The organism is Mesorhizobium sp. CAU 1741, from assembly GCF_039839275.1.
Taxonomy (GTDB): domain Bacteria; phylum Pseudomonadota; class Alphaproteobacteria; order Rhizobiales; family Rhizobiaceae; genus Aerobium.
On the sequence record NZ_JBDOQP010000003.1, the window covers coordinates 1 to 13,218 of the forward strand.

The following is a 13,218-nucleotide window of genomic DNA, read 5'->3' on the forward strand; positions in this document are numbered from 1 at the left end:
CGCAAGGGCAGCTGTCTCGCGGAACTGCTTGAGCGCTTCTTCCATCTGGTCGCGCTGCCCGAGCGGCGAGGAAGCGGAAAGCCGCATCTCGTCGCGGAATTCCTTGATCCGGTCGGTGAAGTTTTCGAGCCGGCTGATCGTCGCTTCGATCTCGCGGCGCTGTTCCTCATAAGCAGAGCGCAGGGCGGCTTCCGCGTCCTGCACGATCTGCATGGCATCCTTGCCCGCAACCGTTTCGATCAGGCCAGCCATCGCCGGGAAGGCAGCGGCCAGCATGTCGATCTGCGCCTGCGTCAGATCGGATGTCTCGACGATGTCGGCAAGCGCCAGGTTCAGTTCGCGCAGGGCAAGACCGCTGTCGAGCCCAAGCACCGCGGCGTCCTGCAGCCGCTCGTCGTAACGGTCCTGCGCATCCATGATCTCGTTGATGAAGCCGAAGCCCGACAGGTCGTTGATCGACGAATTCAGCTCGTCGCGGTAGGCATCGCGCAGTTTCGCCATGGCGATGTTCAGGTGCAGGTCGATCGCCGTCGCGGCTTCCTCGGCCGACATACCAAGATCCTCGAGCAGCGTGTTCATGCCTGCGACGGTGCCGTTGATTTTCTGCACCGCCTCTTCCATGGCGGTGAATTCTTCGGCGCCCGAGATCATCGCCAGCGCAGTTGCCTGCGCAGCCTTTTGCGCACGCTCGACCTGGTCGGCCAGGTTCGCATTCGGATCGACCGCGGCTTCCGTCACCACGCCCATCTCATCGATCGCCAGCCCAGCCGCTTCCGCAGCATTCCGCAGCGCCTCGAGGCTGTCATAGAGCATGCCGCCGGTCTTGGTGTAGGCCTGCACGCCAAGGTCGGCGATCTGGTCGCCCAGCGCCTTATAGCCTTCGAGGATATCGTTCTGGATCACCAGCGCGCCGGCATCGTTCGACCCGGGATTGTATTCGGCAGCGAAGCGGTAAATCTCTTCCTCGTCGCCTGCGTTGAACCGATCCTTGCGGTTCTTGATCACGCTGGCGAGGTCGCCCTCGGCATCGACGAACAGCCGCGCGTCGTTCACAAAGCCGACGAGGCTTTCCCTCATCTTTTCGACGCTATCCATGCCGGCCATGAACTCGCCGTCGAGACCAAGTCCGGCTTCCATCGACGCGATCATGCCTTCGAAGCCGCGTTCCCAGCGATCGGTCATCCGGTCGAAGAACTCGTCCTGGGCGGCCGTCAGCTCGTCGACCAGCTCCTGGTTCTTCGCCTTGTTTGCCATGGCGATGGCCTTGGAGAACTCATCGGCCGTCGACATAACGGTCTTCTCGAACGTCCCCATGAAGTTGCCGGTGGCGGTGGCGATCAGCTCGGTAATCGCGCCCATCTGGCTTTCCAGCTCCTGCTGGGCCTGCTTGAGCTCTTGCCGCTTCTGACGGGCGCGTCCGATAAGCCCTCCAATGATGCCAAGCACTGCCCCGCCAACGACGGCAAGCGGCGTTGCCATCGCGCCGAGTGCTGGGAAAGCATTAGCAAGCATCGGAGCAGCGCCAAGGCCGCTCATCGCACCGGAGATGCCGCCCATGAGCGGGTTGCCACTTTGCATGCCTCCCGCGAATGCGCCGAATGCCGCGCCACCGATGCCAAGCATGTCCTGCATCTGCTGCCCGGCGACCCCTGGGGCAGAAGCGGCAGCCGGCGCCTGAGTGCTGTTCGCGAGACGCCGGTTGGCATCGACCATGCCGTCGGAAACCCCTGCCTTCAGCCCTCCAGGGTATCCAGCAAGCGCGCCTTCAGCTTTCTGCACATACTGAGGCACGGTGTTGTAGCCGTCGCTCGAGTTCCCCGCCCGCGACAAAGGCCGGCCGGAGAACCATACGGATGCCCCATCCGCAAACGACCCAAACTTGTCGACGGAAGCCCCAAATTTCTTGAAGAAGACTGCATCCTGGGCAGCGCGATCGGCGACGAACTCGGAGATTGTCAGCGAGTGGCCAAGAACCTCCTTCGTCCACGACGCGATGTTATTGCCCATAACCTGATATGCGCCATAGGCCCGGTCGCCGGCATAGGAGCCACTGCGGATAATCGGGCCCTGCGCCGAGTAGTTGCCGGCGTAGCTACCGCTTTCGATTTTTCGGATAGCCGCGGCGAAGCTCGACAGATTGTCGTTCAGGCTGCTGGTGATCGACGGGGCGATTGCATTGCCGATCTCGCGGCCCATCGTCTGTGACTGGACGGGCGACCACGCGCGTGCACCACCCGCCATTTCGGGAATGAATGAACCAGTCCCTCGACCAGTTGTGCCTGATCCCGCACCAACTCCCGTGATCGATTGCCAGATGCGATCTAGCCCCATCTGAGCGAACTTCTTGCCCATCTCGGCGCCGAGCGAGATCAGCTTCTCGAATGCGTCGCCGCTCGAATAGAGCACGTCGAGCAACCCGTCGAAGAAGTCCTTCACCGGGTCCATCGCCTTGGCCAGGCTCTTGCCGGCGCGGTTGGTCTCTTCGGTCAGCTCGCGGACGCCGAGCGCCGACGCCATGAACATCTCGTCGATGCGCGCCTCGACCGCAATGCGCTGGATATCCGTCAGCTTGTCGCCGAACCGGCTCATCAGGTCGAGCAGATCGGCCGCCTCCGCCGCCGCCGCGTTGCCAGGGAACATCTCTTCCGCCAGACGATCGGCGAGATCGATGAAGCCCTCCATCTCCTGCTTGACCTTCTTCAGCGCCTCCTCGTTTTCCTCCAACCGCTTGGTAGCGTTCTCGATGGCCTGTTGCTGAATCGCGCCGAAGATCCGCCCCATGAAGTCGGTGTCGGCGATCTCCCCGAGCGTCTCGCGCAGCCCCTTCCAGGTCGCGTCGAGATCCTCGACGGCCTTCTGTCCGCCAAGGTCCAATTCCCCCAGCTCCGGCGCTTCAATGGTGCCGATGGTGATGTCGAAGCCCAGCTCTTTCGCGATGGCGTCGCCGCCCAGGAACTGGACGAGGTCGTTCGCAGCTTCGATGATCGTGTTGATGCCGGAGACGGCTTTCTCCACCATCCAATTGATCGCGGTGATGAAGCCATTGGCCGCCGCCTCGCCGGCCACGATGAACGCCGGAACGACCGACTGGATCGTCGCCTTGAGGATCTCGTACTGGGCAGCAAACTCCCGGATGATGAAGTTGCCGACATCGCGAACGCCATCCTTCACGATATCCCAGGCCGTTGCGAACCACGGCGCGATTGCCTCGATCGCCGGCTGCAGGAAGTCATAGATCGCACTGCCGATGAGCTGCGGTATGGCCATGGCGACGTCGCCGAACGACACCATCACGTCGGAGGTGGCGTTAATCTCCGACTGCATGCCCTTGACGGCGAGCGCGGCAGCACCGATCGCAAGACCGACAGGCGCGAAACGAGCTGCAAGTCCGACAGCCTGCGCCCCTACTGCCTTCAGCGAGCCCCTGACGCCACCCGGCCCATCCTGCAGAACCTGCAGCACCTGGCCGCCCTGGCTCGCCATGATCTGGAAGGGTGAGGCGCCCATGAGAAGCATGGTGGCCACGTCATTGACCTGGTAGCCGAGCCCCAGCATCTGCTGCCGCGTCAGTCGGATGTTGTCGTTCGCCACGCCGAGCCGGACGGCTGTCTGCTGGAAACTGCGCTGCGCCATATCGGTCGCCTGCGCCAGTTCTCGTGTCGTCAGGTGGCCTTGTGCCGCCAGCGCATTGTATTCGGCTAATTCCCGGTTCAGCCGATCCTGCGCCGCGCGATACGGGTCGAGCTGTGCACGAATGACCGAGACCTGACGCTCGACCATCTCATAGGAGCGCGCCTGCTCCCGGTTCGACTGCTCAACCGACTGGGCCGTCTCCCTTGCCGCGCGCTCCACCTGCTCTTGCTGGTTGATGAGCGACATGACCGACCGGCGCGTCGCGGCGTCCAGTTCGACTTGCCCGTCGATCAGCCGTCGCAAGCCTGACGCATCAGCATCCATATTAAGGCGCGGCGAAACGGACTTTTGTAGGCGTTGCTGGAGCTCGCCCATCTGGCGCGAAAAATCCTGCGCAGAGACCTTCCCGGCATCGAGACCACGCTGGAGTAGTTTTGCGTTCCGCTCAAAGTCCGCGAAAGCGCGCGGCGCTCCCGCCAATCGTTTGTCGAGACTCGCAAGTTCCCTATCAAGATTTCCGATGCGCTGCGTGGCCTGTGTACTGTCAGCGCCCAGCTTATCGACACCAGCACCAGCCTGCTTAGCCTCTTGACCGACTTTACGCAGCTTCGCGGCGACGGCGTCAAGGTTTTCATCCTTGCCGCGCACCGTGAGCGTGCGAACAGTGTTTTGAGCCATTGACTTGTCTCGCTAAGGCAGACGAACATCAGCCTCTCAATCGGGAGGCACCAATGAAGTGGATTTTTGCAGCGTTTTTCGCGCTATTTTTGAGCGCGTGCACCACGCCCTACCAAGAGATGGGCGCTACGGGAGGCGTGAAAGCGGAGGCAATCGGCTATGACCGTTATCGCGTTTCTTCGTTGATCAACGCGTACACTTCGCCACCGTTGGTGGTCGACTACATGATGCTTAAGGCCGCCGAGACGGCAATCGCGAACGGCGCTAGCCACTTCATCGTCGAAAGCGTCTCTGACAACACTACCGTGAACACCTATGCCACGCCCGGCGTCGTGAACTGCTGGGGCTATGGATGCGTTGCAACGCCGTCGACCATTCAGCAATCGGTAATCCCGGCAGGACACATAATCATCAGGCTGGTTCGCGGTTCCCCGCCTTCAAATGCAACATCAGCCAAGGAGATCGTTGATACGATCGGCAGCCGAGTAAGTCGCGGCGGATAGTGATGGTGGGAAGACATCCCCCCCACCATTAGGCCGACGATGACGATGAATTTGAACTCCACATCAACGTCTACGTTAAGGCGCCCTAACCCGCCCGCTTCATTTTTGCGCTCTGCCGCTTGAACGTTTCCATGGCGTCACGCACCGATTGGTTGAAGGTCTCGTCGTCGAGTTCCTTGTCCCAACCCGGCTCTTTCACGTCGAAGCCGCCTATTCGGAAGCGATTTCGCCACTCCCGGTCGGAAGCCTCCGCCATCACGGTCACGGCCCTGTCGAGGCGGAGGAGGTCGCATTCGAATATCTCCGTATCCGACCACCCACGCAGGGTAACGACTGCCGCCTCGTAGAGCTTGGCGAAATACTCCTCGACCGTGATTAGAGTTCGCCGTTTCCCGAATCGTCGTCTTCGCCAGCGCGAGGCTCATCTTCTTCGTCGGGATCGCGACCGCCGTTCTGCAGCCGGGAGATGTAGCGCGACAGTGGCCCGGACAGTTTCACGATGCCGCTGCGATACACCATGCCGTTCAGCTCTTCCGTGCTGATATTGCGGGTCTCGCTCGCCGGGATGCCCTGGCGAATGATGTACTGGCACGCCTGCAGGTTGCCATTCGCGAGCTGCTGATATGCGCCAATGAAGCCGCCGAAGTGGCTGGAGATCGCGCTTGCTGCCTTGAGGGACGAGCGCAGCGTATATTCCTGTCCTTCAAGCTCGATCGTGATGTCGGACGTGAGTGAATTCTTCATGTCGGAAAGTCCTTCGTGTCGGATGATCGGAGTTCGATCGGATGGGGCGGCGGCCTCCGATCAAGCCGCCGCCCCGCTCTCGCGAGAGATGCTGTTACGAGCTGGAGCCCGCCTCGACCTCGATCAGGGCCTCGTTGAGACCGAGATTGAAGGTGATCGTCTGCGTGTCGTTCGGGCCACCAAGCCCGAGGTTCTGCGACATGACGAGCGCCGAGATGTAATAGGTGTGGTACGTGCCATCGCCGTTCGGCAGCTCGACCATGAAGTTGAACGCTGCCTGGCTTTCGGCGGCCGCGATCATGGCGATCTGGCCCTCGTCGGTCGCATCGCGCGAACAGACGATTTCCATGTTGCCGGCGTTGGCCGTGCCCTTGGCTTTGCGGGTGCGGCCGTCGTTCACCTCGTCGACGGTGATTTCCTGGAAGGTATCGCCGAAGCCGCCGATAGAGCGGATGCGACCGATCTGGACGTAATCGTCGCCGGACGCGGTGACTTCGTCCCATGTGGTGGTTGCGCTGCCGAGCGAAACGCGCGAACGGGCAACGGGAAGTGGATTGTTGGCCATGGCCTTGTATCTCCTTTGGCTTCAGGCACGTTGAAGGGGCCGCCGGTCAGACAGGCAGCCATGGTCTCGCGGGATGCGAGCGGTTAAGACGGTTGTGAGGCGTCTATTCGGTATGTGTTGGTGTTTCGTCCGCAGGCGAAACGGGCGCCGGTGGGGACGGCTTCTTACGACTGGCGCGCTGCTCTTCGACGCGGATCAGGCCTGCCCGCTCCTTGCCTTTCAAGCGCTTGTCCGCGCGGTCTGCGGCTATGGTTTGCACCTGCCCGGGCTGGATCTCGACGCGCTTGCCATCTTTGGCTGTGAAGCGCTGCGCGGTCGAGGAAACGTTGGTGATCTTGAGCATGGCGATCATCCTTGGATCATGAATTGGTAGGGGACGACGATCGACAGGTTGAAATACCCGTCGCGGTCGCTGCGGTCGTCGCTGGTTGGTGATGTCGGCGCGAAGGTCTGGACACCGTCGAAGATCACGCCGCGGAAAAGCGTGGCAATCTGATCCAGCCAACCCCGATAGACATGCGTCCCGCGCCCCGATGGCGCCGACAGCACGAAGCGGATGCCACCTTCCTCCAGGAAGTCGCACCCTTCCGGCCCTTCAATGGTCTCCCACTCGGAGTTTGACCACGGGAACTGCACGCTGATGAACCCGTCGGCGTCGCTCGGCACGGTTTCGTCGCCGTCGTTCTCAATCATGATCGGGCATGAATTGAAGTTTGCCGCGAGCCTCTGCTCGACGGCCTGCACAACGGTTAGATGCGCCATCAGCGGGGCCTCACGATGATCGCCGGTTGCCGGTCGGTTCTGTCTTTGCCGCCAGAGAGCGACCGAAAGCTGTATCGAATGCGCGCCTGGTTGCCGAAGCGGCGGTTTGCCAGTGCTGCGATGACCTCATAAACGCCGTCTGGCGCCTGGGGGCTGAGCCCACGTTCGATCTTGCGCGCATAGGGCTGGCGGTTAACAAACGCGTACTCGCTCGCCCCTTCGGTCAGCATCGCGCCGGGTTCATGCTCGGCACCGTCCACAAACAGCACATGGCTGCGCATGTAGGTTCCGGTCAGGATTGGCGAGGCCTTCAGCAGCTCGTCGCCGATCCATTCCAGCACGCCGCCCATCAGCTCGAATTCGACAAAGACGATCCCGTCCGGATCGACGCGCTCGATCGGCTTTCCCGGCTGGCGATCGACGGTGGCCTCATACGGCACGTCGCGGCCGGTGGCGGCGCGGTTGATGCCGCTTGCCTCTTGGATGGCTTCTCGAGCGAAGGTCGCCAGCCTGTGCGATCGTTCCTTCGGAGACGTCAGTTCATCGGCCAATTCGTTGAACGTCAGAACCGGGTCACGGTCCCAACTCACAGCGCCGCTCCCGATACTTCGCATTCATAGGCAAGGACAACATCACCGATCTTGCGTGTGCTGCCGTTGACGGCTTGCACCGTCAGCACGACGCCGGACGCTAAGACCAGACGGTCGTTCTTTTTCACCGGTGGGTTGAAGCCGGCCAAGTCTTCCGCGAGCAGGATCGCTTTGCGCCGACCGGCGTCGATACCCGCGGCGATCTCCTGCGGCGAATACCCCATGATCCGCGCGTGAACCGTCCCAAGCGTCTGGTCAGGCGGGTTCGCCACGATCCGCTTGAGCGTGACGACCTCGCCGTAGCTGGTGAGGTGCTCGCGATATTTCCGAACCGCCATGGTCATGCGTAGCTCAAGCCCCGATAGCGGCCCAGCAGTGCCTGGACGACGCGCGCCGTTGCCGCGCTCATCACCTCCGGATTGCTGTACTGCTCGGTGAACGCCTGGTAGGTCTCGAAACTGCGCAGATTGCCCTGTTCGCTGACCTTCGCGTGAATATCAGCCGCGACCAGTATGATCGCCATTTTGATGTTTGCCGGGACGACATCGAAACCTGCCGTGAACTCGATATGGGTGACGGATGCTGGCCCTTCGACATAGACGCCAAGCGCATCCTGCTTGGCAGCGTACTCTGCCTCGTCAACCTCTTCGCTGCCGATGAACACGCCGGTTACAGCCACATTGCCGAACGCCGGCAGGCGATACGTTGTCTCCGCCTGGTCGAACGGCTGTCGCCATTCCTGCTCACCGATGCACCGCATCATGACGCCGAATGGCCCGTCCAGTTGCCCAGTCGCCGCCGCGATCAACACATTGACCTGAGCGTCCGACAACTCAGCGAGCGCGTATGACTGTGCCTTCGCCTCTTCGGCGGAAACGACCGGTTCCGGTTCGACGATCAGGACGGGCGGAATGCTCATATCCAGTGCCTCAGAATCGGATGGCCGGCTGGCAGTTGGTGTGGCTTCTCTTCGCCATGGAAGTAGACGATCCGAGCATCACCCAGCCCGCGCTTCTTCACGGAGCCCTTGAACGAGACAACGGCGCCCGGAAACTCATCGTCGATGAAGCGATGCGGGTAGCTGCGCACATGGTCCATGTCGTTTTCGCCCTTGTGCTCGGCTGCGATGTGCTCGTGGCCGACCGGAACCAGCGCCACGCCGTTGCAGGCGCGCGCCGGCTTGTAAGGGTCCCGAGGCAGCGCGAACCGATCCGCCGTCGTGCAGTAGGCCGCCAGGTGGTCGCAATTGCCCGTGACGACGGTGTCGAGCCCGACGAGGATCATCGGAACGCCCATCTCATAGGGCTTGATGCAATCCGCGTAACCGCCGCTCCCGAGGCCAGGCACAACCATGCGCGTGATTGCGCTGTCCATCTTGCGGGCGCGGTCGGTGTAGCAGACGAAACGGAACTGCACTGTGAGGTTGCGGGCAAAGCCGCGATAGAGCTTCTCGACCCAGCTTTCATCGTAGATCTGGCTGAAGGACTTGGACTTATCGTTCGCGTCCCAGAGAAGCGTGCAGACGGTCAGCATCAGGCTTTGGCCGCGTCAATCTTCGCCCAGGCATCCTCGCAGGGTTTGCAATCCGGCTTCTGTCCCGAGACCCATTCCTGCCCGCACTGGTCGCATACCCATCCGCTAGCATCGGGCGCCAATCTCGGCACGGATGGATATGTCGGATTCTTCGCGTTGCTCAATTCACCCACCTATGCCGTTTGGCGTTCCAATCTGCGGGCACTGACAGCGATTTGTAGCCATTGCGGCGATACACTTCGCCAGCAGCGACATCGCGCTCTACGGCTGCCCCTGCAGCCACGACAGCGCCTTTGCCGATGCGGATGCCCGGCAGAACGATCGCGCCGGCGCCGATCGCGGCGCCGTCTTCAATCACAACGGCCCAATGTTCACCGTCTCGAAGCAGTTCGTCGCGATAGCCGGTCTTGTCGGTGAACGGCCACATGTCGTTTGCGAGAACAACATTTGGTCCGAGGAAGACGTCGCTACCGACACGGAACCCCGCACCAGCCATCACGCCGCCCGATACGATGACACGATCGCCGTAGACCGAGCCGTCGAGCATCGCGAGTGGTGAGACGCTGCAACCCCGCCCCATGACGGTGCCGCGCGTGATCGACGCGAATTGCCAGACGCGGGTGCCCTCACCAAGCGTCACGCTGTCGTCGACATGGGCGAGCGGATGGATCATCGACGTGGACACGGTGGTGGACCTCTGTCGGGAATAGGCAGAGCAACAGATGACCAGCCGCGAACGGCATCGTGCCACGGGTCCCCCTGTCCATTGTAGTCGGCCCATGCCCCCGAAACGCCGCACTTGCATTCCATCCGGATGAGGCCGGAGAAGATGCCCTTGAACTTTGGTTTCGGAGCGGCGCCGCAACTAGGGCACGGTCCAATCTCTGTGCGAGGGCGGTAGGTCATGCGTCCAATGCCTCAGTCAGCGTCATTTTTGGATAAGCCGTCAGCGACGAGATCGCGCTGCAGTTGATGACCTTGATGCTGTTCGCAGCCAGAACCTTCGCCCCGGCGTCGATTGCGCGGCGCCAGCGGCCGATCGTGCTCAGTTTCGGGTTCGACAGCGGCAGCGGGTGGTCACCGTGCCAATGCGTCCCGGCCTTGATGTTCATGTCGTAGCCGACGAGGATGATCTTCGTCGCTCCGAAGTGCGCAGCAAGATTGAGGGCTCCAAACCCGGAGTTTCCACCCCATCCGATCGTGCCGGCTGGCCCGAGGTTGATGCGATCATCGCCGCGAAGGCATTTCACGTAGCGGATGCCCCAATCGGCATTGCGCGCCCTGGGGCTGATGGACATTTTCAGGCCCTTGAACTCGGGACAGCCATTGTTCTCTTCCCACCACTTGAAGTCACAGGCGTAGAGCGCATCGGCCCACGGCGCGAGCTTCCACGAACTGTTGACGGCTATGCACTTCACCTTGCCGCGCGCCGGTTCGAGGTCGACACCTGACGCGCTTGGGCCGCTGGCAACGATGATGCAGGTTTCACCAGTCCAGTCGGGATACCATGCCGGCCTACGCAAGCTTGAGCGGCCCCTGTGGCTTTTCAGCCTTCACGACCGCGTCTTTCCCGTCGCGACCGCGCTTTGCAGCCAGCGTCCAGTGCTTGGCCTGGCTGTCTGGCTTCTCTTCCGTCGCGTCGACATCGCAGTGCCAGAGTGAGCCGCCCCACGTCACCGTGTCGCCCTTCTCATAGGAGCGCCCTTCCTTGAAGACGCCGCGGTAGATCATTGCCGGGATGCCGAGCTCGACCTTAAAGGACTGTTCGCCCTGATCGAATGACAGGAGCACCGTGCGACCGTCATCCATAAGCGTCGCGTCGAAGTCGGAGAGCGAGAAACCGTCTCGAGGTTTCGGAATAGCCGCGACCTTCTCGACGATGCTCCGCTCTATTGCGGCCATGTCCGCATCCTTGCCGACGACCTGGCCAAGTTCCTTCGTGGATCCATCCGTCATGGTGGCCACAAGGCACCCATTCCGGTCGATCAACATGCTCGCGAGACCGACGCCGTCTTTTGCGACGGGCAGAGCGGCAACGGCCTTCTGAGTGGCTTCCTCAATCAGCGGGCGGACATCATCGACCGTGACCGACTTGCCGTCCTGCGGTGCCGGAATGGCGGCGACAGCATCTTTCACCAGTGAGGCCGCGACAGTGGCCAGTTCTTCGACCGTCGGCGCCTTTGGCTGCGCATCCACGGCCGACTGTACCGCCGTTTCGATCTCTGGGCGCAGATCGTCGATCGTCACTGTCTTGACCGGCTCAGGCTCGGGGATAACCGCGATCGCATCCGCCACGATCTTGTCCACGTCTGGCAGAACGGGGATCTCAGGTATGACGATGCCGTCCACCGATCGCCGCAGTTCCGTGACCTGATCGGCTAGGGAGCGACGAAGGCCATCAACGTCCGTCTTGACTGCATCAAGGTCGGATGCGTCGACTGAAGGCCGCGGCGCGGCGTCAATCTTCCTCTCAAGCGCATCGAGCCGGTCAACGATCGGGCGCAGGCTGTCAGCCAAATGCACCTTCACAGCACCGACGATCTCGGCTCCGAATGCCTTGCCGTCGAACATCAGCGGAGCCCCTTATAGATTTCGGCCAGCGCGTGAGCGGCCTGCTCGCGCATCGCGTTGTCGTTCGCCACGGAATCGGGCGACGGATCACTCGCAGGAGAGTTGCCGCCTTCAATCAACTGTTCATCGCGCGCGGCGATGGCGGCCAGGCTGTGATCCTGCTGCTGCAGATAGATCGTGTCGCCGCCCTTGACTGGTGCAAGATTGAGCTTGCGGCGCTGCTCGTCGAGCGTTGCGATGCCCTTGGCTTTCTGCGCCACGTCGTACTGGGTCGCCGTGTCCATGCGCAGCAGGTCGTCAAGGTCGAACTCAGTGCCGAGATTTGCGCCTGCGCCGGCTTCGCCGTTGAGCCCGAGCCCTTCGTCAAGAAGCACTTCGATCGCCTCGATCAGCACCTGCAGGCACTGCGAATAGTAGATCGTGAGTTGCGACTGGATATTGTTGTAGGACGGCGGCTGCCCGACGCCGATCATGAATGAAGGGACGTGATAGACGCCGCAGATGACTTCGGACGTCCAGCGGAGCTGCTCAATGAGCTGGCTGTCGACGTTTTTGGCCCGCATGGCGCTATAGGTCAGCCCGTCGCCGAGAACAGCAACCTTGCCCGAGTTCTTGCCGGAAAAGTTGGTGTCCCAATACTCCTTGAGGCGCTTCGCCGTCTCTTCTGCGATCGGCCCTGGCGCCGTCAGAACACCGCCCGGCTGTGCACCGTTCTGAAAGAACAGCGTGCTGTCGTTTTGGATGGCCAGGCCCTGCATGGCAGCCAAGCCGCCGGCAAAGATCGGAGATAGCCCCACAAGAGGGTGGAAAAAGCAGTTGTAGCGATCGTGGATGATCTCCGACGCCGGCACGACGATCTGCCGATCGAGACCTGACAGGTGGTCGGCGCTCAGATCGTAATAGACGGCGCCATCGTCAGAGACGAGCGGCCTTACCAGGCTGGGCTCAAGCACATAGAGAGCGACGACGCGGCCGCGGTTGTCGCGCTGTTTCAGCACATAGGTGTTGCCGCTCTGAAGCTTCGACAGCACCCAGCTCTCGAAGAACTGAATGCGGCTCTGGTAGCGGTTGGGCTTCGTCAGAACGCCGAAATTCCGGTTCTCCACCTCACCCCAGATGCCGTTCTCGTCACGCTGGACAAGGCGAACGCGCATCTTTGCAATGTCCGACGCGATCAGCGTTCGGCAGGCAAAATCAGCAGGGTTGGAGAGCACCGTATCGCGGCGCACTTCCACGTTCTGCTGCCATGCGCCCGAAAAGCTCTCACGGACGAGCGAAAACCACCCGCCACCCCGCGAGACGGGGGACATCGCCTTCTGCTCAGACGCCGTAAACGGGACTGGCACGCCAAGGATGCGCACGATCAGGCCTTGGCTTCCGAGATGCGCTTGCGAAGCTCCGCGTCGTCCCACCCCATATAAGGGCGCTTCCCGTGGATGCGTTCGTACTCTGCGCGCAACTCAGCGGTGCTGTCGACAACGGGCTCCGGCGCCGCTGCGACCAGGTCCCTGCGCCCATAGATCGCATCGTGGATCTTGGCAAAGCGCGGGTCTTTCGCGGTCAGCATGCGTGTACGATAATTGTTCATCGGACGTCTCCAGGAAGGGAAGCCGGCCGCAGTTTCCCGCGGCCGGCGGTG

At 61.8% G+C, this 13,218-nt stretch carries 16 protein-coding genes; 1 reads left to right on the forward strand and 15 read right to left on the reverse strand.

Translation table 11 applies throughout. The features are described 5' to 3' along the window. Positions 1-3,957: phage tail length tape measure family protein (locus tag AAFN84_RS13570; RefSeq protein ID WP_347515142.1), on the reverse strand; the 3,957-nt coding region annotated here is incomplete at its 3' end. Positions 3,958-4,364: 407 nt separating this feature from the next. On the opposite strand from AAFN84_RS13570, the gene AAFN84_RS13575 reads away from it, so the two are divergent. After that, the gene (locus tag AAFN84_RS13575) at positions 4,365-4,814 is read left to right on the forward strand and encodes a hypothetical protein (RefSeq protein WP_347515143.1); all 450 of its coding nucleotides are present in this window, start codon (positions 4,365-4,367) and stop codon (positions 4,812-4,814) included. Positions 4,815-4,899: 85 nt separating this feature from the next. On the opposite strand, the gene AAFN84_RS13580 is transcribed toward AAFN84_RS13575, so the two are convergent. The 14 genes from AAFN84_RS13580 to AAFN84_RS13645 form a co-directional block, all read right to left on the reverse strand. Further along, positions 4,900-5,079: a hypothetical protein gene (locus tag AAFN84_RS13580; protein WP_347515144.1), complete on the reverse strand. Its 180-nt coding sequence runs from the start codon at positions 5,077-5,079 to the stop codon at positions 4,900-4,902. A 110-nt stretch (positions 5,080-5,189) separates the two neighbouring features. Further along, entirely contained in the window at positions 5,190-5,558 is a 369-nt protein-coding gene (locus AAFN84_RS13585) for a hypothetical protein (RefSeq protein ID WP_347515145.1), read from the reverse strand. Positions 5,559-5,652: 94 nt separating this feature from the next. Beyond that, positions 5,653-6,123 (reverse strand): hypothetical protein, encoded by a 471-nt coding sequence (locus AAFN84_RS13590; RefSeq protein ID WP_347515146.1) that lies wholly within the window; start codon positions 6,121-6,123, stop codon positions 5,653-5,655. 103 nt (positions 6,124-6,226) lie between these two features. Then, on the reverse strand, positions 6,227-6,466 hold the full coding sequence (locus tag AAFN84_RS13595) for a hypothetical protein (RefSeq protein WP_347515147.1): 240 nt from the start codon (positions 6,464-6,466) through the stop codon (positions 6,227-6,229). Positions 6,467-6,471: 5 nt separating this feature from the next. Then, complete coding sequence (locus tag AAFN84_RS13600) at positions 6,472-6,885, reverse strand: hypothetical protein (protein WP_347515148.1); 414 nt, start codon at positions 6,883-6,885, stop codon at positions 6,472-6,474. Beyond that, positions 6,885-7,436: a hypothetical protein gene (locus tag AAFN84_RS13605; protein WP_347515149.1), complete on the reverse strand. Its 552-nt coding sequence runs from the start codon at positions 7,434-7,436 to the stop codon at positions 6,885-6,887. The genes AAFN84_RS13600 and AAFN84_RS13605 overlap by 1 nt, the downstream gene beginning before the upstream one ends. A gap of 35 nt (positions 7,437-7,471) precedes the next feature. Further along, positions 7,472-7,819 carry a hypothetical protein gene (locus AAFN84_RS13610; RefSeq protein WP_347515150.1) on the reverse strand — a complete coding sequence of 116 codons (348 nt, stop codon included), beginning with the start codon at positions 7,817-7,819 and terminating at the stop codon, positions 7,472-7,474. Further along, complete coding sequence (locus AAFN84_RS13615; RefSeq protein WP_347515151.1) at positions 7,816-8,394, reverse strand: hypothetical protein; 579 nt, start codon at positions 8,392-8,394, stop codon at positions 7,816-7,818. The genes AAFN84_RS13610 and AAFN84_RS13615 overlap by 4 nt, the downstream gene beginning before the upstream one ends. Next, positions 8,391-9,008, reverse strand: coding sequence for a hypothetical protein (locus AAFN84_RS13620; protein WP_347515152.1), 618 nt, complete (start codon positions 9,006-9,008; stop codon positions 8,391-8,393). Before AAFN84_RS13620 ends, AAFN84_RS13615 begins: the two co-directional genes overlap by 4 nt. A 160-nt stretch (positions 9,009-9,168) precedes the next feature. Continuing rightward, positions 9,169-9,693 (reverse strand): DapH/DapD/GlmU-related protein, encoded by a 525-nt coding sequence (locus tag AAFN84_RS13625; protein ID WP_347515153.1) that lies wholly within the window; start codon positions 9,691-9,693, stop codon positions 9,169-9,171. A 217-nt stretch (positions 9,694-9,910) separates the two neighbouring features. After that, entirely contained in the window at positions 9,911-10,531 is a 621-nt protein-coding gene (locus AAFN84_RS13630) for a hypothetical protein (protein WP_347515154.1), read from the reverse strand. Continuing rightward, positions 10,524-11,579 (reverse strand): hypothetical protein, encoded by a 1,056-nt coding sequence (locus AAFN84_RS13635; RefSeq protein WP_347515155.1) that lies wholly within the window; start codon positions 11,577-11,579, stop codon positions 10,524-10,526. Before AAFN84_RS13635 ends, AAFN84_RS13630 begins: the two co-directional genes overlap by 8 nt. Continuing rightward, a complete protein-coding gene (locus AAFN84_RS13640) occupies positions 11,579-12,889 on the reverse strand; it encodes a phage portal protein (RefSeq protein WP_347515156.1) in 1,311 nt (436 codons plus the stop codon). Before AAFN84_RS13640 ends, AAFN84_RS13635 begins: the two co-directional genes overlap by 1 nt. Positions 12,890-12,942: 53 nt before the next feature. Next, positions 12,943-13,167 carry a hypothetical protein gene (locus AAFN84_RS13645; protein ID WP_347515157.1) on the reverse strand — a complete coding sequence of 75 codons (225 nt, stop codon included), beginning with the start codon at positions 13,165-13,167 and terminating at the stop codon, positions 12,943-12,945. Between the last annotated feature and the right edge of the window lie 51 nt (positions 13,168-13,218).